Source organism: Acinetobacter sp. CIP 102529 (genome assembly GCF_000368325.1).
In the GTDB taxonomy this organism is placed as follows: domain Bacteria; phylum Pseudomonadota; class Gammaproteobacteria; order Pseudomonadales; family Moraxellaceae; genus Acinetobacter; species Acinetobacter parvus.
In genome coordinates, this window is the sequence record NZ_KB849353.1 from 1 (window position 1) to 25,636 (window position 25,636).

The 25,636-nt window shown below is 44.8% G+C and carries 19 protein-coding genes, 2 tRNA genes, 3 rRNA genes and 2 pseudogenes; 19 read left to right on the top strand and 7 right to left on the bottom strand.

Translation table 11 applies throughout. The annotated features are described in order from the left end of the window. The 10 genes and pseudogenes from F972_RS00915 to cysK form a co-directional block, all read left to right on the top strand. A 16S ribosomal RNA gene (locus F972_RS00915) occupies positions 1-1,317 on the top strand; the annotation flags it as partial. A gap of 177 nt (positions 1,318-1,494) precedes the next feature. Beyond that, positions 1,495-1,571 (top strand) — tRNA-Ile (locus F972_RS00920). A gap of 71 nt (positions 1,572-1,642) precedes the next feature. After that, positions 1,643-1,718 (top strand) — tRNA-Ala (locus F972_RS00925). Positions 1,719-2,190: 472 nt separating this feature from the next. After that, positions 2,191-5,084 (top strand): 23S ribosomal RNA (locus F972_RS00930). Between the two features lie 195 nt (positions 5,085-5,279). Beyond that, positions 5,280-5,394 (top strand): 5S ribosomal RNA (rrf, locus tag F972_RS00935). Between the two features lie 160 nt (positions 5,395-5,554). After that, positions 5,555-5,890 (top strand): helix-turn-helix domain-containing protein, encoded by a 336-nt coding sequence (locus tag F972_RS00940; RefSeq protein ID WP_228127545.1) that lies wholly within the window; start codon positions 5,555-5,557, stop codon positions 5,888-5,890. A 71-nt stretch (positions 5,891-5,961) separates the two neighbouring features. After that, positions 5,962-6,180, top strand: a complete 219-nt coding sequence (locus F972_RS16505) for a hypothetical protein (RefSeq protein ID WP_141629352.1) — start codon at positions 5,962-5,964, stop codon at positions 6,178-6,180. Positions 6,181-6,320: 140 nt separating this feature from the next. Next, a pseudogene (locus tag F972_RS16510) lies at positions 6,321-6,674 on the top strand (hypothetical protein); the annotation flags it as partial. Positions 6,675-6,750: 76 nt separating this feature from the next. After that, the gene (locus tag F972_RS16515; RefSeq protein WP_228127546.1) at positions 6,751-7,065 is read left to right on the top strand and encodes a hypothetical protein; all 315 of its coding nucleotides are present in this window, start codon (positions 6,751-6,753) and stop codon (positions 7,063-7,065) included. A 58-nt stretch (positions 7,066-7,123) separates the two neighbouring features. Then, positions 7,124-8,125: a cysteine synthase A gene (gene cysK / locus F972_RS00955; RefSeq protein WP_004680804.1), complete on the top strand. Its 1,002-nt coding sequence runs from the start codon at positions 7,124-7,126 to the stop codon at positions 8,123-8,125. A gap of 58 nt (positions 8,126-8,183) precedes the next feature. Here cysK and F972_RS00960 read toward each other — a convergent pair whose 3' ends face one another. Then, positions 8,184-8,750 carry a lytic transglycosylase domain-containing protein gene (locus tag F972_RS00960; RefSeq protein WP_004762427.1) on the bottom strand — a complete coding sequence of 189 codons (567 nt, stop codon included), beginning with the start codon at positions 8,748-8,750 and terminating at the stop codon, positions 8,184-8,186. A gap of 329 nt (positions 8,751-9,079) precedes the next feature. Here F972_RS00960 and F972_RS14905 point away from each other — a divergent pair. The 4 genes and pseudogenes from F972_RS14905 to F972_RS00975 form a co-directional block, all read left to right on the top strand. Beyond that, a pseudogene (locus tag F972_RS14905) lies at positions 9,080-9,219 on the top strand (MerR family transcriptional regulator); the annotation flags it as partial. Positions 9,220-9,232: 13 nt separating this feature from the next. Further along, positions 9,233-10,423 carry an MFS transporter gene (locus F972_RS00965; protein WP_004763659.1) on the top strand — a complete coding sequence of 397 codons (1,191 nt, stop codon included), beginning with the start codon at positions 9,233-9,235 and terminating at the stop codon, positions 10,421-10,423. Between the two features lie 282 nt (positions 10,424-10,705). Then, complete coding sequence (locus F972_RS00970) at positions 10,706-13,078, top strand: YgiQ family radical SAM protein (RefSeq protein ID WP_004763664.1); 2,373 nt, start codon at positions 10,706-10,708, stop codon at positions 13,076-13,078. Between the two features lie 322 nt (positions 13,079-13,400). Beyond that, positions 13,401-13,937, top strand: a complete 537-nt coding sequence (locus tag F972_RS00975) for a DUF2726 domain-containing protein (protein ID WP_004763666.1) — start codon at positions 13,401-13,403, stop codon at positions 13,935-13,937. On the opposite strand, the gene F972_RS00980 is transcribed toward F972_RS00975, so the two are convergent. Both F972_RS00980 and F972_RS00985 read right to left on the bottom strand, forming a co-directional pair. Continuing rightward, positions 13,934-14,290: a RidA family protein gene (locus F972_RS00980; RefSeq protein ID WP_004680799.1), complete on the bottom strand. Its 357-nt coding sequence runs from the start codon at positions 14,288-14,290 to the stop codon at positions 13,934-13,936. The two genes, F972_RS00975 and F972_RS00980, sit on opposite strands and share 4 nt — an antisense overlap. Before the next feature lie 86 nt (positions 14,291-14,376). After that, the gene (locus F972_RS00985; RefSeq protein ID WP_034428036.1) at positions 14,377-15,450 is read right to left on the bottom strand and encodes an RNA-guided endonuclease InsQ/TnpB family protein; all 1,074 of its coding nucleotides are present in this window, start codon (positions 15,448-15,450) and stop codon (positions 14,377-14,379) included. Positions 15,451-15,470: 20 nt separating this feature from the next. Between F972_RS00985 and tnpA the strand changes: the two genes are divergently transcribed. Next, positions 15,471-15,884: an IS200/IS605 family transposase gene (gene tnpA / locus F972_RS00990; RefSeq protein ID WP_004755937.1), complete on the top strand. Its 414-nt coding sequence runs from the start codon at positions 15,471-15,473 to the stop codon at positions 15,882-15,884. 498 nt (positions 15,885-16,382) lie between these two features. On the opposite strand, the gene dinB is transcribed toward tnpA, so the two are convergent. The 3 genes from dinB to mdtD are packed head-to-tail and all read right to left on the bottom strand — an operon-like array spanning position 16,383 to position 19,616. Next, on the bottom strand, positions 16,383-17,438 hold the full coding sequence (gene dinB / locus F972_RS01000) for a DNA polymerase IV (protein WP_171062505.1): 1,056 nt from the start codon (positions 17,436-17,438) through the stop codon (positions 16,383-16,385). 1 nt (position 17,439) lies between these two features. Continuing rightward, on the bottom strand, positions 17,440-18,201 hold the full coding sequence (locus tag F972_RS01005) for a glycoside hydrolase family 25 protein (protein ID WP_004680795.1): 762 nt from the start codon (positions 18,199-18,201) through the stop codon (positions 17,440-17,442). 26 nt (positions 18,202-18,227) lie between these two features. Beyond that, on the bottom strand, positions 18,228-19,616 hold the full coding sequence (gene mdtD, locus F972_RS01010) for a multidrug transporter subunit MdtD (RefSeq protein WP_004680794.1): 1,389 nt from the start codon (positions 19,614-19,616) through the stop codon (positions 18,228-18,230). Between the two features lie 164 nt (positions 19,617-19,780). Between mdtD and F972_RS01015 the strand changes: the two genes are divergently transcribed. Beyond that, positions 19,781-21,775: a choice-of-anchor I family protein gene (locus F972_RS01015; protein ID WP_004680793.1), complete on the top strand. Its 1,995-nt coding sequence runs from the start codon at positions 19,781-19,783 to the stop codon at positions 21,773-21,775. A gap of 54 nt (positions 21,776-21,829) precedes the next feature. Here F972_RS01015 and F972_RS01020 read toward each other — a convergent pair whose 3' ends face one another. Beyond that, on the bottom strand, positions 21,830-22,450 hold the full coding sequence (locus F972_RS01020; protein ID WP_004756459.1) for an LOG family protein: 621 nt from the start codon (positions 22,448-22,450) through the stop codon (positions 21,830-21,832). 325 nt (positions 22,451-22,775) lie between these two features. Here F972_RS01020 and F972_RS01025 point away from each other — a divergent pair, with 325 nt between their 5' ends. From F972_RS01025 to F972_RS01035, 3 genes are all read left to right on the top strand, one after another. Next, positions 22,776-24,359, top strand: a complete 1,584-nt coding sequence (locus tag F972_RS01025) for a TerC family protein (protein ID WP_004762409.1) — start codon at positions 22,776-22,778, stop codon at positions 24,357-24,359. 81 nt (positions 24,360-24,440) lie between these two features. Next, positions 24,441-24,911, top strand: a complete 471-nt coding sequence (locus F972_RS01030; protein ID WP_004763668.1) for a YchJ family protein — start codon at positions 24,441-24,443, stop codon at positions 24,909-24,911. 52 nt (positions 24,912-24,963) lie between these two features. Continuing rightward, on the top strand, positions 24,964-25,608 hold the full coding sequence (locus tag F972_RS01035; protein WP_004680789.1) for a trimeric intracellular cation channel family protein: 645 nt from the start codon (positions 24,964-24,966) through the stop codon (positions 25,606-25,608). The last annotated feature ends 28 nt before the right edge of the window (positions 25,609-25,636 follow it).

Genomic DNA, 25,636 nt, shown 5'->3' on the forward strand with positions numbered 1-25,636 from the left:
GATGAGCCTAAGTCGGATTAGCTAGTTGGTGGGGTAAAGGCCTACCAAGGCGACGATCTGTAGCGGGTCTGAGAGGATGATCCGCCACACTGGGACTGAGACACGGCCCAGACTCCTACGGGAGGCAGCAGTGGGGAATATTGGACAATGGGCGGAACCCTGATCCAGCCATGCCGCGTGTGTGAAGAAGGCCTTTTGGTTGTAAAGCACTTTAAGCGAGGAGGAGGCTACCTGGATTAATACTCTAGGATAGTGGACGTTACTCGCAGAATAAGCACCGGCTAACTCTGTGCCAGCAGCCGCGGTAATACAGAGGGTGCGAGCGTTAATCGGATTTACTGGGCGTAAAGCGTGCGTAGGCGGCTGATTAAGTCGGATGTGAAATCCCTGAGCTTAACTTAGGAATTGCATTCGATACTGGTCAGCTAGAGTATGGGAGAGGATGGTAGAATTCCAGGTGTAGCGGTGAAATGCGTAGAGATCTGGAGGAATACCGATGGCGAAGGCAGCCATCTGGCCTAATACTGACGCTGAGGTACGAAAGCATGGGGAGCAAACAGGATTAGATACCCTGGTAGTCCATGCCGTAAACGATGTCTACTAGCCGTTGGGGCCTTTGAGGCTTTAGTGGCGCAGCTAACGCGATAAGTAGACCGCCTGGGGAGTACGGTCGCAAGACTAAAACTCAAATGAATTGACGGGGGCCCGCACAAGCGGTGGAGCATGTGGTTTAATTCGATGCAACGCGAAGAACCTTACCTGGCCTTGACATAGTAGAAACTTTCCAGAGATGGATTGGTGCCTTCGGGAATCTACATACAGGTGCTGCATGGCTGTCGTCAGCTCGTGTCGTGAGATGTTGGGTTAAGTCCCGCAACGAGCGCAACCCTTTTCCTTACTTGCCAGCATTTCGGATGGGAACTTTAAGGATACTGCCAGTGACAAACTGGAGGAAGGCGGGGACGACGTCAAGTCATCATGGCCCTTACGGCCAGGGCTACACACGTGCTACAATGGTCGGTACAAAGGGTTGCTACCTAGCGATAGGATGCTAATCTCAAAAAGCCGATCGTAGTCCGGATTGGAGTCTGCAACTCGACTCCATGAAGTCGGAATCGCTAGTAATCGCGGATCAGAATGCCGCGGTGAATACGTTCCCGGGCCTTGTACACACCGCCCGTCACACCATGGGAGTTTGTTGCACCAGAAGTAGGTAGTCTAACCTTAGGGGGGACGCTTACCACGGTGTGGCCGATGACTGGGGTGAAGTCGTAACAAGGTAGCCGTAGGGGAACCTGCGGCTGGATCACCTCCTTAACGAAAGATTGACGATCGGTAAGAATCCACAACAAGTTGTTCTTCGAGATATATCGAATGAAAGATAGAAAAAGTATTGTTTCTCTTTTTTAATTTTAGAGATAAGTCGTGCACTACGCGCTGCGCTTGTCTTGCGAAATAAAAGAAGAGATCAACGATCTCTTCTTTTATTTCTCAGGGTCTGTAGCTCAGTTGGTTAGAGCACACGCTTGATAAGCGTGGGGTCACAAGTTCAAGTCTTGTCAGACCCACCACTACTGACGAAGTGATGAATAATCACAAGCTACTAGATGAGAAGATATATCGTTCATTATGATTGTAAGCTGGGGACTTAGCTTAGTTGGTAGAGCGCCTGCTTTGCACGCAGGAGGTCAGGAGTTCGACTCTCCTAGTCTCCACCAGAGCTTCGATCAGCAAAGCAACGCTTTGCCGAAGCGCAAGACAAGCAGCTATGCTGCGCGTAGTATCTGATCTAATATGGTAGTGAAAGATATTTTTAAATTATAGAACTTAATAAATAAGGTGAATCAAGAGATTGATTTAGATTTATTAACTTCTGTGATTTATCACAGTTTACTGCAAGCTGACGAGGCTGTAGTTAATCATTAACAGATTAGAATTTGAGTCTGAAATAAATTGTTCACTCATTCAATAACAAAGCAAGAAGAATTAATTCTTTAAGCTGAGTTGTTAGAAATGAGAACTAGCAAAAACACTGAATCAAGCGTTTTGGTATATGAATTTAGATTGAAGCTGTACGGTGATTAAATTCACGAAGCAACAAACTGGATGAGAGCGATGTAAGTTGAAAAACGAGCATAGCAATCTGTCCTAACCTTACTTGTAAGGGTTAGCGACTGTTTGGGGTTGTATAGTCAAGTAATTAAGTGCATGTGGTGGATGCCTTGGCAGTCAGAGGCGAAGAAAGACGTGATAGCCTGCGAAAAGCTCCGGGGAGGCGGCAAATATCCTGTGATCCGGAGATATCTGAATGGGGGAACCCACTTACCATAAGGTAGGTATTGCAACATGAATACATAGTGTTGCAAGGCGAACGAGGGGAAGTGAAACATCTCAGTACCCTTAGGAAAAGAAATCAATTGAGATTCCCTTAGTAGCGGCGAGCGAACGGGGAGTAGCCCATTAAGTTATGTGTGTTTTAGTGGAACGCTCTGGGAAGTGCGAACGTAGAGGGTGATATTCCCGTACACGAAAGGGCACACATAATGATGACGAGTAGGGCGAGGCACGTGAAACCTTGTCTGAATATGGGGGGACCATCCTCCAAGGCTAAATACTCCTGACTGACCGATAGTGAACCAGTACCGTGAGGGAAAGGCGAAAAGAACCCCTGTGAGGGGAGTGAAATAGATCCTGAAACCGCATGCATACAAGCAGTGGGAGCCGACATGTTCGGTGACTGCGTACCTTTTGTATAATGGGTCAGCGACTTATATTCAGTAGCGAGGTTAACCGAATAGGGGAGCCGTAGAGAAATCGAGTCTTAATAGGGCGTTTAGTTGCTGGGTATAGACCCGAAACCAGGCGATCTATCCATGAGCAGGTTGAAGGTTGGGTAACACTAACTGGAGGACCGAACCCACTGTCGTTGAAAAGCCAGGGGATGACTTGTGGATAGGGGTGAAAGGCTAATCAAGCCTGGTGATAGCTGGTTCTCCCCGAAAGCTATTTAGGTAGCGCCTCGGACGAATACCATTGGGGGTAGAGCACTGTTTCGGCTAGGGGGTCATCCCGACTTACCAAACCGATGCAAACTCCGAATACCAATGAGTACTATCCGGGAGACAGACTGCGGGTGCTAACGTCCGTAGTCAAGAGGAAAACAATCCAGACCGCCAGCTAAGGCCCCAAAATCATAGTTAAGTGGGAAACGATGTGGGAAGGCATAGACAGCTAGGAGGTTGGCTTAGAAGCAGCCACCCTTTAAAGAAAGCGTAATAGCTCACTAGTCGAGTCGGCCTGCGCGGAAGATGTAACGGGGCTAAAACTATGTGCCGAAGCTGCGGATGTAACTTTTAAGTTACGTGGTAGGGGAGCGTTCTGTAAGCCGAAGAAGGTGTATTGAGAAGTATGCTGGAGGTATCAGAAGTGCGAATGCTGACGTGAGTAACGACAAAACGGGTGAAAAACCCGTTCGCTGAAAGACCAAGGGTTCCAGTCCAACGTTAATCGGGGCTGGGTGAGTCGACCCCTAAGGCGAGGCCGAGAGGCGTAGTCGATGGGAAATTGGTTAATATTCCAATACTTCTGTGTAATGCGATGAGAGGACGGAGAAGGTTAAGTCAGCCTGGCGTTGGTTGTCCAGGTGGAAGACAGTAGGCATGCATCTTAGGCAAATCCGGGGTGCTCTATGCTGAGAGTCGATAGCAAGCTGTACTTGTACAGTGAAGTGGCTGATACCATGCTTCCAGGAAAAGTCTCTAAGCTTCAGTTACACAGGAATCGTACCCGAAACCGACACAGGTGGTCAGGTCGAGTAGACCAAAGCGCTTGAGAGAACTCTGCTGAAGGAACTAGGCAAAATGGTACCGTAACTTCGGGAGAAGGTACGCTGCTGACGGTGATGGGACTTGCTCCCTGAGCGGTTGGCAGCCGCAGAAACCAGGCCGCTGCAACTGTTTATTAAAAACATAGCACTCTGCAAACACGAAAGTGGACGTATAGGGTGTGATGCCTGCCCGGTGCTGGAAGGTTAATTGATGGGGTTAGCGTAAGCGAAGCTCTTGATCGAAGCCCCAGTAAACGGCGGCCGTAACTATAACGGTCCTAAGGTAGCGAAATTCCTTGTCGGGTAAGTTCCGACCTGCACGAATGGCATAATGATGGCGGCGCTGTCTCCAGCAGAGGCTCAGTGAAATCGAAATCGCTGTGAAGATGCAGTGTACCCGCGGCTAGACGGAAAGACCCCGTGAACCTTTACTGCAGCTTGACATTGAACTTTGACCTTACTTGTGTAGGATAGGTGGGAGGCTTTGAAGTTGGAACGCTAGTTCCAATGGAGCCGTCCTTGAAATACCACCCTGGTAATGTTGAGGTTCTAACTCTGCCCCGTAATCCGGGGCGAGGACCATGTCTGGTGGGTAGTTTGACTGGGGCGGTCTCCTCCTAAAGAGTAACGGAGGAGTACGAAGGTGCGCTCAGCGTGGTCGGAAATCACGCGTAGAGTATAAAGGCAAAAGCGCGCTTAACTGCGAGACCCACAAGTCGAGCAGGTACGAAAGTAGGTCTTAGTGATCCGGTGGTTCTGTATGGAAGGGCCATCGCTCAACGGATAAAAGGTACTCTGGGGATAACAGGCTGATACCGCCCAAGAGTTCATATCGACGGCGGTGTTTGGCACCTCGATGTCGGCTCATCTCATCCTGGGGCTGAAGCAGGTCCCAAGGGTATGGCTGTTCGCCATTTAAAGAGGTACGCGAGCTGGGTTTAGAACGTCGTGAGACAGTTCGGTCCCTATCTACCGTGGGCGCTGGAAATTTGAGAGGATCTGCTCCTAGTACGAGAGGACCAGAGTGGACGAACCTCTGGTGTACCGGTTGTGACGCCAGTCGCATCGCCGGGTAGCTATGTTCGGAAGGGATAACCGCTGAAAGCATCTAAGCGGGAAGCCTACCTCAAGATAAGATTTCCCTAAGACTATATGTCTTCTAAAGAGCCGTTCGAGACTAGGACGTTGATAGGTTGGGTGTGGAAGCACGGTGACGTGTGAAGCTGACCAATACTAATTGCTCGTGAGGCTTGACTATACAACACCCAAACAGTTGTTGTATTCAAGATAAATTCAATACATAACTTGATTTAGTGTGAAAACTAGTTAAAATGCTGAACACAAAGTTAGACTCAATATCTAATCCGTTAATAACTCTTTGGTTCGTAAGTAAGGCAGACATGAAGTGAAAACACAACATGATCAATAAGACCCCAAAACACCACAACAGTTTGCTGGCGACAATAGCAAGAGTGAACCACCTGATCCCTTCCCGAACTCAGAAGTGAAACCTCTTCGCGCTGATGGTAGTGTGGCGTTTGCCATGTGAGAGTAAGTCATCGCCAGCTTTTAATTTCAAAACCTCCCAACCAATGTTGGGAGGTTTTTTATTGCTTAATAGGATAAGAATACAGCTATAGCAATTAGCAAAATATAAGCTACACTTGGATTTATTTGAGACTTCACTCATACCTAAAATATATTCTGTAGATTTACGTGAAAAAGTCATTGAAACATTATCATGATACTCACCATAAATCGCAAACTTGTCATTTATTCAATATCGCAAGAACTACCCTGGACGACTGGATCAAGCTGGAACAACAGACAGGGCAACTTAAGCAACCCAAAATCATAAACTCTGGGCGGCAAAGCAAGATTAAAGATATGCAGGCATTTCAGCTATTTGTAGAAACACCTGAGTTTTCACAGGCAAAAGAACTCCTCCCTTTATTTGCTAAACAATTCACTTATGAGATTAGCTATCGAACTTTATTGACTGCTTTGCATAAAATTGGCTGGATATATAAAAAAAGAGTTTTACCTACAAAGAAAGTCAATTAGAACAAAAGATTGCTTACCAATGGCATCTTTTAGAAATACTCAAACGAGTTGATCCATCAGATATCTATTATATGGATGAAGCTGGCATGAGTTGCAATGAAGTTGCACAAATGGGATGGTCAAAGAAAGGTACAAGATGTCATGCAACCCGTTCAGGTCTATCTTCCAGACCTATGAGCTTTATTGGTGCTATATCCTTGGCAGAAAAAACTAAATTTATCATGCCTATACTATTTGAAAGCTGTTGTAATCGTAGTGTATTTGAAAGTTGGTTAACTTCATTCGGATAATCATTTGGGAAGTCAAAACCGATGAAAGACCGTATTATCATTTTAGATAACGCGACTTTTCACAAAGGTGAAGAAATTGAAAATTATGATGTCCTAATGCTTGGTTTTAAATCAATGTAGCTTATATAGTGTGGTTTGCTATAGCACTACTTGGTTTAAAGTTTTCGATTTCAAGTTTTGCCTTACCACTGATTGGTATCGGCGCCTTGCTAAAATTATTGGGAAAAGAAAGAGTTGGATTTATTGGACTGACCCTGGCAGGTTTTGGTTTATTGTTTTTTGGTATCCAGCTTTTGCAGGATGCCATGAGTGGCGTTGCGGAACTGATTGACCTCTCGCGCTGGGCGGAACCGACGCTGTTGATGCGTTTGTTTCTGGTGTTGGTCGGTATTCTCATGACGATTGTACTCCAGTCATCCAGTGCGGCAATGACCACAACTCTTGCGGCATTGTCTACCCAGACCATTAATCTGGAACAGACCCTGGCGTTGGTGGCAGTATATTCCTTATTTATTGCAGGAATCATTTGTAAAAATACCTAAATCTTTAGTGGATGAATTGAGCTTGATAGTGAATGAAATGAAAGAGAGACAAGAGTCTGTAAGGCAAAAGATTATCGAGGATTCCACCCATCAAAATGTTTCTGCAACCTATGCTCTGGAATTGCTCGCTACCCAGCGTTGGCTGGAGCATTTGGTGTACATTCTGAACGGGTTGCAATTCTGCTGGGTGATACTGATCAGGGCATTGTCCATGAGGAATTGGCTTAATGCAGAGATGTGGTTAAAAGCCAGAACAGGCAATAATACAAAAAGAGTCGGGAAGTCTAGACTTGAAAGTTTTGTTATAAATCAGCATCACAAATCGTTAAATATCAATTTTTGATGATAAGGTTAAACTGCGTATAATCTTTTTAAAGACGATAAGATATAAAGGATCATTCATGACAACCGATCAACAATTTCCAACGCCTGCCAACCTAGGTATCGCAGTTTATTCAAATAATGCCGAAGCCATTGGTAATACACCTTTAGTTCGTATCAATCGCTTGATTAAATCAGATGCTACAGTATTGGCAAAAGTTGAAAGCCGTAATCCTGCATTTTCAATAAAATGCCGTATTGGTGCAGCCATGATTGCAGATGCGGAAAAACGTGGTGTACTTAAAACTGGTATGCATATTGTTGAACCGACTAGCGGTAATACAGGGATTGCTCTAGCATTTGTGGCGGCGGCAAAAGGTTATCCCATTACCCTGACTATGCCTGCAAGTATGAGTCTGGAACGTCGTAAGGTGCTGAAAGCCTTGGGTGCGAACCTTGTACTGACTGAACCAGCCAAAGGCATGAAAGGTGCGGTGGATGAGGCGGTACGCTTAGCCACTGAAAACCCTGAGCTTTATTTCCTACCACAACAATTTGAAAATCCAGCCAATCCACAGATTCATACAGATACTACAGGTCCTGAAATCTGGAATGCCACAGGGGGTAATGTTGACATTTTAGTGGCGGGTGTGGGAACTGGCGGCACCATTACAGGGATTTCACGTTATTTTGAGCAAGTGCAGAATAAGCCATTGTATTCAGTGGCAGTTGAACCAGCTGAATCACCAATTATTACCCAAACTAAAAATGGTGAGAGCATTACACCTGCACCGCATAAAATTCAGGGGATTGGTGCCAACTTTATTCCTAAAAACCTGGATTTGGACCTGGTTGATGAAGTCCTGCCAGTGAACAGTGCGGATGCGATTGACTGGGCAAGAAAGTGTGCAACGCAAGAAGGAATTTTAGTGGGTATTTCAAGTGGTGCGGCATTGGCGGCAGCGGCCCAGATTGCTGAACGTCCAGAAAATGCAGGGAAAACCATTGTGGTGATTTTACCTGACAGTGGTGAGCGTTATCTATCTTCAGTGTTATTTGAGGGCTTGTTTGACGAGGCTTAATCAGTCGTTGAATATAAAAAAACCATGCCTTTAGCGCATGGTTTTTTTATTGTCCAATTTAAAGTGCTTTCTTTAAAGCCTTTTCATGTCGCTTCACCGATCTTGCATATTTCTTGCCTTTGTGTCGTGTCCAGAAACTGCGTTGATAACCTGTTGGTCCAACATTGTAATAGGCAACGGCTTTTGACCAGCTTCCCGCAGATTTATAGTAGGTCGCAAGGACCTGGGTGCCACAGTTAATATTGACACTTTCATCATAAAGATTGCCAGGACAGGCCTGACGCCAATGACTTGGAATGATTTGGGTCAGTCCCACCGCGCCCGTCGGTGAGCGTGCGGCACTGTTGTAGTTGGATTCCTGTCGAATAATCGCCGCAATTAAAAGTGGCGAAACATCGTAACGCTCTGAGCTTTGAATGATGATTGGCGATACGCGATTGGCGGTACTAGGTGAAACAGAATAAGCGGTTTGTAATCCTGATGAGAGTTGATTGGAACGATTGGCAAATGATCCGCTTAGACTGCTGCATGCAGACAGGGTGATAGCGCTCAGAACCAGCCCGATTCTTAAAAGCAGCAAGATGGGTTTTTCAAGAATGTATTGTTGAGTTGTTAGGATTTGCAAAGCAAACAACCAGAAAAATAAAATGATGAGTCATGGTATTAAGCCAAATTGAGGGAGTCAATAGCGATTATTTTATCGTTCTATGTCTATGCGAATTAAACACCAGGTCAATAAAAAAGCCCCGACATCCTGTCGAGGCTTTCTCATATTTGGTTTCTTACCGCCAACTCCTGTCAACGACCACGTCCTGTGCTTCTTGTTGTTCTGAATGAGACTTCCTGTCTCTCTATGATTTGTATATTAGGGGATAAACCTGCTATCAGCTATTCGCCAATCACCGCAACCTGTGTACGCTTTAACCTACAAAATACAGGATTATGGCCAGATAGTTACATTTTATCAGTGGGGGTTGAGGCATGCAGCAGTATGTCGCGCAGAAAATCATATGCAATGCCCAACGTTTCAGGTTTTTTTAAAGGTGGTCATTACAGGGAGTCTAAAAAAGACTAAAATCAAATCAGACCTGTAGAAAAAGCTGATTTATGTCGGACATTGTCAAAACCCATATTGAATATGGTTCAAAATCATTTACCGCGATTTTATGGTCATTGTTCTTTGCAGGGTTTGCCTCTTTCTCATCCCTGTACTGTGTGCAGCCGATGATGCCGATTTTTGCAAAGTTCTTTCAGGTCAGCCCGACACATAGTAGTTTTCCATTATCCTTTTCCACCATTGCCCTGGCCATTGGCCTGCTGTTTACAGGCTTTATTTCTGATCGTTTCGGGCGCAAACCGATTATGGTATTTACCTTGTTCCTTGTTTCGGTTTTATTGCTGGTCAGTGCGTCTTTTCCAATCTGGGAAATTTTCTTAACAACTCGTATTTTTATAGGCTTGGCGGTGAGTGGTGTTGCCGCAGTTGCAATGACTTATATTGGAGAGGAGATTTCACAGAAAGATATTGGTTTGGCGATGGGGTTGTATATCTCAGGCACAGCGATTGGAGGGATGGGCGGACGTTTGATTGCAGGGGTATTGGTTGATTTTATCTCATGGCAATCAGCAACTTATATTATTGGTTTTATCAATCTTATCATTGCCTGTCTGTTCTATTTACTCTTACCCAAGTCCCAGCATTTTCAACCCTATCCTTTTCGATTTTCCCGTTTTAAGGCAGCGTTTGAACAAAACTTAAAAGACCGTAAATTACGCATCCTGTTTGCCGAGGGTTTTATCCTGATGGGATGTCTGGTCACGGTGTTTAATTATATTAGTTATCACCTGCTGGAAGCACCATTTCAATTATCACAAAGCTGGATTGGTTTAATCTCGATTGCCTATTTGGCAGGAATTTACAGTTCATCAAAAGCAGCACAGTGGAGCTTTAAATATGGTCGGGCCAAAGTTTTACCCCTCATGTTATTGATGATGATGGCTGGACTGCTGATTACCCTGATTCCAGCGCTTTGGGTAATTTTGCTGGGACTGATTATTTTTGCCTTTGCCTTTTTTGCAGCACATTCCACCGCCAGCAGTTGGGTATCTGTGCAGGCAATTCAGTATCGGGCGGTGGCTGCATCGCTGTATTTATTCTGCTATTACATCGGTTCCAGTTTGCTGGGAAGTAGTGGTGGCTTGATCTGGGAAAACTTTGGCTGGATTGGGATCAATCTCAGTGTGGTGTTGGTATTGGCTTTTGGCCTGATTTTATCGATTCGTCTAAAGGCTTTATAATAAAAATAACATGATGAAATGTGTAGAGATGGCAAGAAATGCAATTCCTGAGCAATATCCATTATTAAGAACGATTCAGTTGGTAACGAATGGTTATTACAGGCCTCATTGAGTACCCACTTGAAAATTTATAGATTGCGAGTGAATTTTAGGCAGATTAATTCTTATCTCTTTGTTTCTGTATGTTTTATAAACAAGGAAAATGAATCAAATTCATGTTAAAATGATCGGCTTTCATCTTTAGATGTCTCTCCTCCATCTGCTAGCCGAGATTCGCAAGCCATGTCTACTGCCTACACCATGCAGACCGCGCCCAAAGCGCTGTTTGATTACGACAAATATTGGGCGTCGTGTTTTGAACCCGCACCATTTTTGCCGATGTCACGAGAAGAAATGGACCTGCTCGGCTGGGATGCATGTGACTTTATTTTGGTTTGTGGTGATGCCTATATTGACCATCCTTCCTTTGTGTCGGGTGTGATTGGGCGTGTGCTTGAGGCACAGGGCTTCCGTGTCGGGATTATTGCGCAGCCAGATTGGACCAATGTGGAAAGCTTCCGTGTGCTGGGCAAGCCCACCATTGCGTGGGGGGTAACGGCTGGGAACATGGATTCAATGATCAACCGTTATACGGCAGATCGTAAAATCCGTTCGGATGATGCCTATTCTCCAAACAATGAAGCAAATAAACGCCCTGATCGTGCGGCAACCGTGTATTGCCAGCGTTGTCGTGAGGCATTTCCAGATGTGCCTGTATTGCTGGGAGGGATTGAGGGCAGTCTACGTCGTATCGCACACTATGATTATTGGTCAGACAAGGTTCGTCGTTCCATTTTGATGGATTCAAAGGCCGACCTGTTGATGTATGGTAATGGTGAGCGTGCCATTATCGAGGTGATGCACCGCTTGGCCAAAGGTGAAAAGGTGCATGACATTACCGATGTTCGTGGTACAGCATTTATCATTAATAAACATAATAAAGCCTCCAAGGCAAAATTCGTTGAAATTGCCAGTAACGATGTCGATACCATTGGACGTGTCGATCCCATCATCAATCCGTATGTGATGACAGAAGACATTGATGGCTGTGAGGTTGAGAAAGAAAAAGGCAATTCCTTAGCCCAATATCAAAATTTCCAGAAAGAAATTGTGGCAAATCCAATTGTACGTGAGGGTGATCAGTTAGACCCTGATACCCAGATTGTGCAACTGAGAGCTGCACCATCCAAGGCAATTAAGCATAAACTGCCACCACGTGAACTGGCGGTGATTCGTTTGCCCTCATTTGAAGAGGTGGCGAATGACCATGTGCTGTATGCCCATGCCAACCGTATTTTGCATCTTGAAACCAATCCTGGCAATGCGCGTGCCCTTGTTCAGCGCCACGGTGAGCGTGATGTGTGGATTAATCCACCGCCGATTCCACTGACCACAGAGGAAATGGATTACGTGTTTGACTTGCCGTATGCACGTTTACCACACCCTGCCTATGGGGATGCACGTTTCCCTGCATTTGACATGATCAAGTTCTCTGTCAACATCATGCGTGGCTGTTTTGGTGGCTGTACATTCTGTTCGATTACGGAGCATGAGGGGCGGATTATCCAGAACCGTTCGGAAGACTCGATTTTACGTGAAATTGAAAAGATCCGTGATACTGCACCGAATTTTACAGGCATTATTTCAGACTTGGGTGGTCCAACCGCCAATATGTACCGTCTGCACTGCAATGATCCTGAAATTGAGAAGAACTGTCGTAAGCCATCCTGTGTCTATCCAGGCGTATGCCAGAACCTGCACACCGATCATGCGCCACTGGTTCAGCTGTACCGTAAGGCACGTGAAATCAAGGGTGTGAAGAAGATTCTGATTGGTTCTGGCCTGCGTTATGACCTTGCGGTACTCAATCCTGAATATGTCAAGGAACTGGTACAGCACCATGTCGGTGGTTACCTGAAGATTGCGCCTGAGCATACCGAACAGGGGCCACTCTCCAAGATGATGAAACCTGGAATTGGTACCTATGACCGCTTTAAGCAAATGTTTGAGCGTTTTAGTAAGGAAGCGGGTAAGGAACAGTATTTGATTCCATACTTTATTGCTGCACATCCAGGTACAACCGACTATGACATGATGAATCTGGCGGTCTGGTTGAAGAAGAACGGTTTCCGTGCCGATCAGGTACAGACGTTCTATCCATCGCCAATGGCCACCGCCACCACCATGTATTATTCAGGTAAAAACCCACTGTCAAAGGTGGCGCGTTACACTGAAAATGTGGATATTGTTAAGGGTGAGAAACGTCGCCGTTTGCATAAGGCATTCCTGCGTTACCATGATCCAAACAACTGGCCTCTATTGCGTGAAGCCTTAAAGGAAATGGGACGTTCGGATTTGATTGGAAATTCCAAACAGCACCTGATTCCGACCTACCAGCCACAGGGAACCGCTGAGGGGGAATATAAGTCTGCTCGCAAGAAGAACTCCACTTTGGCGGGAGATTCCGCAAAACGTACAGGACAGCCGCAATCAGGCCAGAAACGTCCACAAAAAGGGCAGATTCTGACCCAGCATACGGGCTTGCCGCCGCGTGAAACAGGTGAGAAACGACCTTTTTCGGCAAAACCAAAACCGAAGTCCAAGGCCCATCGTTAAGTTGAGTTTGGGAAAGCCTGAGTCTTTCATGCTTTCCTTTTGATACACAAATGAGAGGGTAGTCACAAATGATTGGTAAAACTACAATTTATAGAAACATATACTGACAATATCGACTTGAATATTCCCTGTAGGATGATTATAAATAAAGGTGCAGGACGCTTTTACGACTTTAGTCGGCTGTTCAAACAGGATTAAAAAATTTAAGTTTGTACTACAAAAATGACTTTACTATCGCTCGCCGTTGATTAAAAAGTATTGATTAAAAAAATTGGCATCAAAGCTAAAATGATTATAAAAAATCTAAAGGGATTGGTTAGAAATGTATTATTTCATAACAATAGTTGGACTACTGTTTATTACAGTATTTGCAGTTCGAAGTTTGCACCAAAATCGGCGTCAGGACAGCCCACTGAAACGACGTGGTATCCTGAATATTTCTGAACAGATTACCCTGATGCGTTTACAAGCGGTTTTGCCACGGCATACCGTATTGGCGCATGTGTCTTTTGATGCCTTGCTTACCACAAAGTTTGCCCATACCCGCCGTAAGTATCAGGGGCTGGTTGCCGATTTTGTGGTGCTGGACCAGCAGCATCAGGTGCTTGCCATCATTGAGATCGCAGACCAGTCGTATGTCAATCGCCTGCAACAAAAACATTATCAGGACAGTCTGCTGGAACTGGCTGGATACCGTGTATTGCGTTACAGCGCGATTCCAACTGAACAGGAATTACGGGAAGACCTGATTCCTGATCTGTTCGCGCGTGCTACACCAAGAACCGCTACACCAGTGACCATGCCACAGGCGGCGGAGCGCGCGATAAAATACAACGTTCTGGCGGTGAAATCGTCCTAGTCTGGACGCACTGCCGTGACGGTCATTTCCACCAGAACATCAGGCGCATAGAGCTTGGATTCCACACAGGTACGTGCTGGGGGATGCCCCTCAGCAATCCACGCATCCCAAACGGCATTCATGGTCGCATAATCTTTTTCAATGTCTTTCAGGAAAATAAACACAGATAGAATATGGGTTTTGTCTGTGCCTGCCTCAGACAGTAAACGGTCAATGTTGTCTAAGGTTTGCTGGGTCTGTGCGCCAATATCCAGGCTGGTGTCATCTGCCAGTTGTCCAGCCAGATGAACCTGATTTCCTGAAATTGCAACTTCGCAATAGCGTGAGGTGACACGTAGTCGTTGCACAGACATAATGGTAACCTAATTAAAAAAAACATAGGATGATTGTACTGCATGCCCCTCGCCACAGTGTAATTTTGTTTGACATCCTCCCCGACCTAAAGGACGGGGATTCCTACTGCTAGACGCTCATGTCCGAGCGCAAGAATATTCAGTGCGGAATTTACATCCCGATCATGGAGCGTACCGCACTCCATACACTGCCATTCTCTTACTCCTAAGCCTGCTCTACCTTTCGGACTACTACAGCGTGAGCCACAGCACGAACAAGTTTGGGTGGTATAGGCCTCATTGACTTCTTCATACCTGAGCAGCACTGCTGCGCAAGTTGCGTTCTCGCATTTATACTTGAGCATGGTTCTTAGTGTTGTCCAACTTGCATCTAACACTGACTTAGCTAATTTAGTCTGTGCTAGTGCTTTGGCATTCACATTGCCAACGAAGATTGCTGCATGTTCATTCACCAGTTTATGACTGAATTGATGCAACATGTTTTGACGTATATTTTTAATCTTGGCGTGAATCGCTTTGACGCGCTTTTTATTTCTCGCACGTTGAGCTATGCCAAGTTTTTGTTCATATTGCCGATAGATTTTAGGGGCTTTGAGCTTTACTCCATCTGAACAAGTGGCTAAATCCTTTAAACCCAAGTCTATGCCAATTGAGGTTTTAGCGTTGTTTTTTTCTATTTTGACTGCATCAACTACAAGACATACATACCAACGTCCACGACTATCTTCTACGAATGAGCCTGTTTTGATATTGTATTTACTTAATCCGTAACTATCCCATAGTTTAAATTGATGCTTGCCATATTGAACATAGCCATCAGCATATTTGATTGCTACTTTCTTGAACGGTATCCAGCCCAATGAACGCCTAGCTGATTTTTTATTGCTGACTCGCCATTTCAGTTTTGCTTTTTTGAATTGCTTGCGTCTTGTCACTAATTCTTCTGTGACCGCCTGAATCGTTTGGCTATGCAAATTACATTCTTTCGATGTGCCTTTTGTGTATTTGGCAATGTCGTATGCTGAAAAGAATTGTTGTTTTCGTTGTAGATGTTTAAAACACAAATCATTCACGTAATTCCAGACAAAATTCACCTCAGATGCCATCTGATTTAGCACCTTGCAATGTTTATCTTTTATGCGTAATTTAAGTGTTTTCATACTTAAAATATATTTGGTCTATGAGTAATAGTCAAGAGATTAGAACAGGTCGCCACTGTGTTTTTAATATGCACGTTCATTTAGTCTTTGTAGCTAAATATCAGCGTGATGTTTTTACTAAAGCAATGCTTGAAACGATGCGTGAAGTATTTGAGCGTGTATGCTTGGACTTTGAAGCTGAGTTGGTAGAGTTTGACGGTGAACATGACCATGTACATTTGCTCGTCAATTATCCGCCTAAAGTCGCTATTTCTAGTTTGGTAAATAGCTTGAAAGGTGCATCTAGTCGAATTTTACGAACAAAACACCCTGAAATTAAAAGCAAATTATGGGGTAATGCCTTATGGTCGCCTAGTTATTTCGCTGCATCATGCGGAGGTGCACCTATTGGGATTATTAAGCAGTATATTCAACAACAGCAAACACCGCATTAATGGCTTACGCCAGTCGCTTATATCCTCGGGCTAAACCCCGAGGTTTTACGCTCCAATGGATAAATCAGCCAGCAAAGCTTTCCATGCGAACCAGCCTGCGTTGCTGGAAAAATAAAATGGAGTGTTGCTGCGGGCAAATGATCATATTGCCAAGATTCAGCAACTGAATTTTTGCCTCTCTTAGTCGAGTCAGGCAGAAGTCTCGCGCATTCAAGATATTCTAATTGTATGGATACAGTTTAGCTGAACACAGTAGGGAGAAAAGTGCAATCCTGAAAATTTTATGGGTGGGGAAATTGAGAAAGGACACCAGAAGTGCCCTGTAATATTCGGATTTGATCGTCACGCCAACCACAGGAGCAGATGCTAAAAGTGAGGATTTCTTTAGCATCAGCAAATCACATGGATAATGTGATTGCGCTGCTAGAGTACTGAAAAGCACATAAAAAGCAAACATAAATTTAAACAAAAACCATGCTTTTGAGTAAAAAAACGCCATTACCATAAGCAAAGCTGGGGTTCCTGCTGGGCTTGCTGTAATTGATACACGCCCACGCCAACCAGCCGAAACTGTAAAATGGGTTCAATATGCATTTCATTCAGCAATTGCAACACCACCTGCCACAGGTCCTGCTGCGATTGCAAGGGCTGTTTAAAGCTTTTACTGTGCTGTAAAACCTGAAAATTCTTTAACTTCAACTTGACGTTGACACCACGGGCCGTCAACTGCTTCTTATTCAGGCTACGCCAGACCTGTTCTGTCAACGGCTGCCATGTATGGCTGCATTGATCAAGGGTGTAGTCATCATCAAAGGTGATCTCCTTGGAAATTTGCTGGCGTTCCCGTTCAGCCTTGACGGGGCGTTGGTCAATGCCTTGGGCATATAGATAGAGCTGTTTGCCATATTTGCCAAAATGGTGAATCAATATATTTTCATCAATTTGTTGCAGTTGACCCAGGGTGTGCAGATTGAGATGATGAAGCTTTTGTTGGGTCACTTTGCCGACGCCGTGAATTTTACTGACGGGCAAATCCTGAATAAAGCTGAGTACCTGTGAGGGCTTGATCACAAACAGGCCATTGGGCTTGTTCCAGTCGGATGCGATTTTTGCCAGAAACTTATTCGGGGCAACGCCTGCGGAAGCGGTCAATCCAGTGGCTGCCAGAATATCGGCACGGATCTGTGTTGCAACCTCGGTGGCGCTAGGGATGTTTTTTAGGTTCTCGGTCACATCCAGATAGGCCTCATCCAGTGACAGCGGTTCAATCAGTGGGGTATATTGCTGAAAAATCTGGTGAATTTGTGCAGATACCTCTCGGTATTTCTCAAAGTTCGGTTCAAGAACAATCACCTGTGGACAAAGTTTTCGTGCCTGCCCCATCGACATGGCGGAACGCAGGCCAAAGACACGGGCAGGATAGGATGCGGCGGCGACCACGCCACGGGTATGATGAAAGGCCACCACTACAGGCAGGTCCTTGAGTTCGGGACGTTCCCTTAACTCAACTGAGGCATAGAAAGCATCCATGTCAATATGGATGATCTTGCGCAGCTCATTTGCCATCCTGAATGCCTTGTTGTGTTAAAAAGATGCGCCACTGTTTGGGAGAGTCGGCATAAACATTTAAATCGACAGGTTTATCAATACCATCAATTTTGCCATTCTGGGTATGTTGCCAAAACAGCCATTGTCGTCCATCTTTCAGTTTAGGCTGTTCCTGATAATCACGTACCCAAAGCGGTGTATTGATAAAGCTACCCATCAGCACAATATGGTAAAAACTCTTGGAAATATAGAAAATGGGCTGCTTGCCATAATGCTGCTGTAGCTGGTCATGCATGACCTGAATTTCCCTGAGTAACTGCTCCTTGGTAAAGGCGTTGATACAGTTGCTATCATATTCAAGGTCAATCACGGGCGGCAGGGCATCTGCTTTGTTGGGCACGGTAGCGATAAAGTTTTCCGCCTGCACCTTGCCATCCCGACATAAACGATAGAAGTGGTAGGCACCAACATGCAGGCCCTGTTCGCGTGCCTTAAGCCAGTTTTCCTGAAAGTTTCGGTCCTTAAAGTCGCCACCCTCGGTGGCTTTTAGATAGACAAACTGGTACTGCACTGGAGAGATCTTTTTCCAGTTAATCTCACCCTGATGGTGCGAAACATCAAAGCCACGAATGGCATAGTCCTGCGCAGACGCTTTCTGCTGATGGAACAGGCCGAAATAGCTCACCACACCAAGCATGACAGCTAAGCCAACACTGGCATAGGTTGGATAATATCGGGAGAGTGGATGTTTCACAGGTTTCTTTGCCATGTCGTCAGCTATATTTTTTCACGCATTTAGTCTGCCATTTCTTTTGGAATTTGCCAAAATACCAGTGCGGTGACCAGGTTGATACAACCCAGTGTCATTAATGTGGCATGGAACGCAGTGGTGAGGGAAGCGGTTGAGAAATGCTGACCAAACACATTAATCAAGGTTCCTGCCAACGCCACCCCAATACTCATGGATAGCATCATGATCATGGAAAGGAAACTGTTGCCACTGCTGGCATCCTGTTGCGGCAGGTCTTTCAGGGTTAGGGTGTTCATCCCGACAAATTGCAGCGAATTTAGTGTACCAAAAATAAACAGGTGCAGCACTTTAAGCCATAGTGGGGTTGTTGCTGTCATTAGGGCGAAACTGGCGATACATAATCCAACCAGAACGGTATTGGTTAGTAGAAAACGACGATAGCCAACACGCTGGATCAAAGGGCGGATAATCGGTTTAGAAAATAATGAGCCCAATACCAGTGGAATCATCATTAAACCTGTGATAAAGGGTTCAAAACCAAAGGCGACTTGTAGCATCAATGGCAAAATAAAAGGAATTGCATTGCTACCTAAACGTGCAAAGAAATTGCCTAAAATGCCAATTGAAAAAATTTTATGGCGGAACAATCGTCCATGAAACAAGGCATTCTGATGGTTATGTGCATGATACGCATAGCCAAACGTTGCTAAAGATCCGATTACCAGTAGACTGATGCTGATCCAACCAGAATATTGTGGCGCAGCGATATTCTCAATCCCAAGCGACAGACCCACCATAGCAATCATCAATAAGATAAATCCACCGAGATCAAAGGATTTGACGGTTGGTTCTTTTTGATTTGGCATGACTTTAAGCGCCATGATTACCCCAAGCACACCCATGGGGAGATTAATAAGGAAAATCCAGTGCCACGTGGCAACTTCGACTAACCATCCACCCAAAGTTGGTCCCATCAAAGGACCTATGAGACCAGCCAGACTCATTAAACTCATCGCTGAAAGAAATTGGCTACGTGGAATAATTTTAAGTAAAGCCAAGCGTCCAACAGGCATCAATAATGCGCCGCCCATCCCTTGAATAACACGACAAATCAAGAGTTGATCTAAGGTCTGAGACAGGCCACAACCGAGTGATGCCAGACTAAAAATCACCATAGCAGCAAGATAAGTATTACGGATACCAAAGCGGTCTGCCAACCAACCACTTAATGGGATAAAAGCAGCAACTGATAGGACGTAGGCAACAATTACCCCATGCATTTGTAATGGATTTTCATTGAGCTGAATTGCCATCACAGGAATCGCCGTGTTGACAATCGTGGTATCCAAGGCCTGCATAAAAAAGCCGATAGAAACCAAGAGCACCAATAAACGAAATTCAGGCTGTACGGCTTGATGAGTGGTTGTTGTCATGAGTGGTGACGTATGAAATATCAGCTTTAGTTTAATAGAATTGTATTTGAAATAAAGCCCAAAATTGTCAAAGACTCGTCATCGAACTGACATGAAAATGTCATCGTATTTGCACCTCGAATGACTAGATTAGCTCTACAAAATAAAATCTATGGAATTTGATCATGAAATTTAAGATTTCAGTGTTATTCACTGCAATGCTGTCAGTGGGGTTGGTGGCGTGTAATGATGATGACAAAACAGAAAAATCATCAAATCCTGATCCTAAACCTGAAGTAGTAGAGCCTACACCAGAGCGAATTCAGTTGAGCTTTTTAAGCCGATATGAATCAGGTGTTTTTGGAAAGAGTGCAGCTGAAATTCCTGCCTATGACCCTGCGACAAAACGTGTTTTTGTGGTCAATGCTGAGCTGGGGGCATTAGATGTACTTGATCTTGCTGATCCAGCTAAGCCAACTTATTTACAATCACTAACTGTTGATGACATCGCGGAAGGTGCAAAGGTCAACAGTGTCAGCATCCAAAATGGCATTATTGCTTTGGCTGTTGAAGCTGCGAATAAAACAGATCTTGGTTTTGTTGCCTTTTATCAAGCGAGTGATCTTAAACGTCTAAGCCATGTGCAAGTGGGTGCTTTACCCGATATGTTGACGTTCACACCAGATGGGAAAACGGTATTGGTGGCCAATGAAGGTGAACCCTCTGATGATTATCAAACCGATCCAGAAGGCTCTGTCAGTGTGATCAATGTGACTGATATCAGCAAGCCAAAAGTCAAAACTGCTGATTTTAAAGCGTTTAATAGTCAAAAAGATGCGTTACTTGCCAAAGGAGTTCGTATTTTTGGACCGAATGCGACAGTCGCTCAAGATCTAGAGCCAGAATATATTGCAGTTTCGGATGATGGTAAAACCGCTTGGGTTGCACTACAAGAAAATAATGCGATCGCGGTTTTAGATATTGCGACGGCAACGGTGACTTCGATTGAAGCAATGGGATTCAAAGATCACGGGCTTAGCGACAGTGGTTTTAAGTCGATGCTGGATCCAAATAAAAACTCAAGTAATGCTTTGGATGTGAGTGATTTTGACGGTAAAAAAACAGTTCAAGATATTATGATCAAGGCATGGAATGGACTTAAAGGGATTTATCATCCTGATGCGATTGCTGCTTATACTGCCGCGGATAAAAAAACCTATTTAATTTCTGCAAATGAAGGTGATGCGCGTGCATGGGGTGAAAATACAGCCGAATATTTTGGGCTAACTAAGCTGAAAGACTTTGAAAAGAATAAATTGCAGCGCTGTGACAATGACAATAGCAAAGGATTCGTTGAAGAGTGGCGCGTAAAACATCTCGTGCACAAGGATGGTTTTGATCGCCGTTGTGCCGATGATCTTCCTGCACAATTACGTGATTTAGCTGCTGGTGCGCACCTGAATCCGACCACTTTTGCCTACTGTGGTGCGAGCAAAGGTGATGCTGGTAACTGCCGAGATGACAAGCAATTGGGCCGTTTAAAAATTACCTGGACACAAGGTTACCAAACTGAAAATGGTAAACCTGTGTATTACTCAAAAGCTGGCGATAAAATTGGTATCAATGGTAATCCACTTACCGATTATTTGATGTACGACGACTTGTACCTGTTGGGTGGACGCTCATTCTCAATTTGGGATACACAAAATCAAGTTAAAATCGCTTATGACTCGGGTGATTTCATTGAACAATATTTGAATAGTGATCAATGTAAACTTGGTAAAGCACGGAATATTCCATGCCAAGATTGGTTCAATAGCAATCATGAAAAAGGCAACACATTAGGCGGACGTAGCAGCAATAAAGGACCTGAACCTGAAGGCTTGACGATTGGCAAAATTGGCAACAAACAATTCTTGTTCTTAGGACTTGAGCGTATGGGTGGGGTCATGGTATTTGATGTCAGTAATCCTAAACAGCCAATTTTCCAAGATTATTTAAATACACGAGAAGTATGGGATCAGGCTGATCCGTCGACGGCATTGTCTGCACATGGTGATCTTGGACCAGAAGGTCTAATCTTTATCTCTGCCAAAGACTCGCCAAATGGCAAGCCACTATTGGTTGTGGGTAATGAGGTGAGTGGTACCACTAGCATTTATCAAGTAAATCTATATTAAATTTAGACATAAAAATGCGGATCTAGATTGATCCGCATTTTTTATAGGTGATGTTTAAACTTCAATGTGTGTTGGTGCATTGAGGTTCTTGATGACATTAGAGATTTGTTCTGGGTTTTCACAAATAATAATTTTGGCGCGATGCTGTGGTGGTAGGAAGCCTTCTTCAACAGCATGATCGAGCTGGGCGATTAAAGCATCATAAAAACGATTTACATTGTAGATAATCATTGGTTTCTGATGTTGATTCAATTGTCCCCACGTGGCAATTTCTAAAATTTCCTCGAAGGTACCCAATCCGCCCGGTAAAGCGATAAAAGCGCTGGCACGTTCAGCCATTAAAGCCTTACGTTCATGCATGCTTTGAACAATGTGCAATTCGGTCAGTTGGTTATGTGCAATTTCATAATCCAACATAAATTCAGGAATAACACCAACGACTTCACCACCATGCTCTAGGACGGTATCTGCAACTTGGCCCATAAGTCCGATACTTGCTCCGCCATAGACGATACCAAAGGATTGATTGGCAATATGCTGGGCCAGTTCAATGGCTGTGTCACGGTAAATGGGTTTGTTGCCTGTACGGGAACCGCAATATAAGGCAATCAGGGATTGGGTAGTTTTGATGGGAGATGTTTCGTTGTTTTCAGTCATTTTTACAATACTATTCATTCAGTTTATTTTTACCTTATCATTTTCACTGTCGTTGTCTAGGTTAAATGACTTTTATGACAGTTTGATGCACACTTTCCATACAAGCTTCTCTGTAAACTTTAGAAAAAAATTACCAAGATCATGCTTATAAAAATGATGAATTTCACCGCAATCTTGCCTATACTGAAAATCCTTTTATTAATCTATGTACCTCTATGAGTAGTGGTTGTTGTCGCTCCGCTTTGTTCTTTTTTCCTATAAAAAATGTTTTGGCTACCTGTGCCGACCTTTTAGATTTTAAATTTCATCATAACACTGCCAATTTTGCAGAGGAGTCAGCTCAATGATTCTGGAATGGATGTCCGACCCCTCTGCATGGGTTGGTCTGGCGACATTGGTTGTACTTGAAATTGTACTGGGTATTGATAACCTGGTGTTTATCGCCATTTTGGCAGAGAAACTACCACCTCACCAACGTAACGCCGCACGTAGAATTGGTTTAGTGCTCGCTTTGCTAATGCGTCTGGTGCTGCTCGCATCTATTGCATGGGTAGTGACCCTAACCGAACCACTATTTCATATATTTGACCATGCTTTCTCAGGTCGAGACCTCATCCTGTTGTTCGGTGGTGTGTTCCTCTTGTTCAAGGGAACCATGGAACTGCATGAACGGATTGAGGGCAAGCAGGCATTAAAAGAAGAAAACCCTGTCCATGCCGCGTTCTGGATGGTGGTGGTTCAGATCGTGGTGCTGGATGCCGTGTTCTCACTCGACAGCGTGATTACTGCCGTGGGGATGGTGAAAGAGCTTTCCATCATGATGATCGCAGTGACCATTGCGATTGGTATCATGCTGCTGGCGTCACGCCCGTTGATGGATTTCGTCAATAAGCATCCAACCGTGGTGATCCTGTGTCTTGGCTTCCTGATGATGATTGGTTTCTCGCTGGTGGTTGAGGGCTTTGGCTTCCATATTCCGAAAGGCTACCTCTATGCAGCGATTGGTTTCTCTGTACTGGTCGAAATAGTCAACCAAACCATGCGCCGCAATCAGGAGAAACTGGTCACCACCACAGATTTACGCTACCGCACCGCATCGGCTGTTTTGCGTATGCTGGGCAGTAAAGGCAATGGTGGTGAAGGGCAGAACAACGAGTCTGAAGATGTGTTGGCGACACAGGCCTACGCCAAGGAAGTGTTTGATGAGGACAATGGCGTGTATCACAGCGTACTGGTACAGGGCGTATTGGGGCTGTCTGAGCGTCCTGTAAAATCAGTGATGACACCACGTCCTGAGCTGGAATGGCTTGACCTTGCGGCTGACCCAGCCGAATTGAAAGAACGTTTGATGGCAATGACCCATTCACGCCTGATCATTGCACGGGGTGAGCTGGATAATATTGAGGGTGTGGTACTGACCCATAAAATTCTCAATGAATACATTGAAACAGGAACGATTGATTTCAGTAAACATCTGCGTGAACCTGTGATTGTGCATGAAAATGCGCAGGTGTTGATGGTGATGGAGCAACTGCGTCAGGCACCCTTGCAAATGGCAATCGTACTGAATGAATATGGTTCGATTGAGGGCATTGCCACACCAATTGACGTACTGGAAGCGATTGCGGGTGAATTCCCTGATGAGGACGAACTTGAAGCGGCGGCGGAAAGCCTTGAAGATGGTTCCATGATACTGGAAGGTTCAACCGATATTCGCCATGTTTCATTGCTTCTGGGTAAAGACCTTGTAGATGAAAGTGAGGAATACTCAACTCTGTCGGGTTATCTTTTGTTCCATTTGGGCCGTTTACCTGAAAATGGTGAGACGGTTGAAGCAGATGGCTACCGCTTTGAAGTGGTGACCATGGATGGACACAAGATTGAGAAAGTGCGCATTATCGCGGAAGAGAAACAAGCAGAGAAGTAATTAGTTTCCATCCCAATAGCCTTTGAGTTTGATCTTGTTGTACAAGATTTTCTCAGGGCTATTTTTATTTGAGAGTTGAAAATGACCTCCTTAGAAAACTGTCCATGTGGGCAGGGGCAATATGTGGTGTGCTGCCAGCCTCTGCATTTGAAACAGAAAACGGCCCAAACGGCCGAACAATTGATGCGTTCACGCTATAGCGCCTTTGCCTTGCAGCAGATTGACTACATTCTGGAAACCACGGCTTTGGGGCAGCAGGTTTTTTTAGACCGTGATGCGATTGCAGATTGGAGTCAGGCGAATCAGTGGCTGAAACTGGAAGTGGTACAACACCAGCCCAAGCTTGATAAAAGCCATGCCTTGGTAGAATTCAAGGCCTATTACCATGATGGAAAACAGCAACACATTCATCATGAAATTTCACATTTTGTGTTGCATCAGCAACACTGGTATTTTCTTGATCCAACGCTGGATATGCAGATCACCATGAAACAACCCTGTATCTGTGGCTCGGGGAAAAAATTTAAGCAATGCTGTGCGCAATTCATCTAAGTTTGACTTAAAATAGCGCACACTTTTATGCCTGATTTAAGGATGTAGGCAGATGTTACTCACCGTGATTTATATAATTGCCATCACTGCGGAAGCCATGACAGGCGCACTGTCGGCAGGGCGACGCAGTATGGACTGGTTCGGTGTGGTGCTGATTGCCTGTGTCACTGCACTGGGTGGTGGCTCCGTGCGTGATGTGTTGCTGGGACATTATCCTTTAACCTGGGTCAAGCATCCTGAATATCTGGTTTTGACCTGCTGTGCGGCATTTGTCACCATTATTATCGCCAAGTGGATGAAACATTTACGCAGTGTGTTCTTATTGCTTGACGCCATGGGATTAATTGGTTTCACCATCATTGGCTGTCAAATTGCCTTGTCGATGGGGCATGGTTTTGTGGTTTCCGCCGTGGCTGGGGTCTTAACAGGGGTATCGGGGGGTATTTTGCGCGATATCTTGTGTAATGATGTGCCACTAGTGTTCCGTCGTGAGCTGTATGCCAGTATTTCCTTTGTTGCCGTGATTTGTTATTGGGTCTGTCTAGAGGTTGGACTACCACATGACCTTACCGTAATTTTTACCTTGGTGTTTGGTTTCACCTTGCGCGTGATTGCAATTTATTTTGGTCTGGAAATGCCAAAATTTATTTATAAGGAAGATGATGCTGAGTCTGCATCTTCAACGGATGAGCATTGACAAGACACCACTTGACGCATAAACAACA

What these genes read in the sequence shown, in the direction of transcription:
- F972_RS01005 (WP_004680795.1), bottom strand. Translation starts at nt 18,201, where the DNA reads ATGGCAAAGAAACCTGTGAAACATCCACTCTCCCGATATTATCCAACC.
- F972_RS00970 (WP_004763664.1), top strand. Translation starts at nt 10,706, where the DNA reads ATGTCTACTGCCTACACCATGCAGACCGCGCCCAAAGCGCTGTTTGAT.
- F972_RS01035 (WP_004680789.1), top strand. Translation starts at nt 24,964, where the DNA reads ATGTTACTCACCGTGATTTATATAATTGCCATCACTGCGGAAGCCATG.
- F972_RS00980 (WP_004680799.1), bottom strand. Translation starts at nt 14,290, where the DNA reads ATGTCTGTGCAACGACTACGTGTCACCTCACGCTATTGCGAAGTTGCA.
- F972_RS00965 (WP_004763659.1), top strand. Translation starts at nt 9,233, where the DNA reads ATGTCGGACATTGTCAAAACCCATATTGAATATGGTTCAAAATCATTT.
- tnpA (WP_004755937.1), top strand. Translation starts at nt 15,471, where the DNA reads ATGAGTAATAGTCAAGAGATTAGAACAGGTCGCCACTGTGTTTTTAAT.
- F972_RS01020 (WP_004756459.1), bottom strand. Translation starts at nt 22,450, where the DNA reads ATGAATAGTATTGTAAAAATGACTGAAAACAACGAAACATCTCCCATC.
- mdtD (WP_004680794.1), bottom strand. Translation starts at nt 19,616, where the DNA reads ATGACAACAACCACTCATCAAGCCGTACAGCCTGAATTTCGTTTATTG.
- F972_RS00985 (WP_034428036.1), bottom strand. Translation starts at nt 15,450, where the DNA reads ATGAAAACACTTAAATTACGCATAAAAGATAAACATTGCAAGGTGCTA.
- F972_RS01015 (WP_004680793.1), top strand. Translation starts at nt 19,781, where the DNA reads ATGAAATTTAAGATTTCAGTGTTATTCACTGCAATGCTGTCAGTGGGG.
- F972_RS01025 (WP_004762409.1), top strand. Translation starts at nt 22,776, where the DNA reads ATGATTCTGGAATGGATGTCCGACCCCTCTGCATGGGTTGGTCTGGCG.
- F972_RS16505 (WP_141629352.1), top strand. Translation starts at nt 5,962, where the DNA reads ATGGATGAAGCTGGCATGAGTTGCAATGAAGTTGCACAAATGGGATGG.
- F972_RS01030 (WP_004763668.1), top strand. Translation starts at nt 24,441, where the DNA reads ATGACCTCCTTAGAAAACTGTCCATGTGGGCAGGGGCAATATGTGGTG.
- cysK (WP_004680804.1), top strand. Translation starts at nt 7,124, where the DNA reads ATGACAACCGATCAACAATTTCCAACGCCTGCCAACCTAGGTATCGCA.
- F972_RS00975 (WP_004763666.1), top strand. Translation starts at nt 13,401, where the DNA reads ATGTATTATTTCATAACAATAGTTGGACTACTGTTTATTACAGTATTT.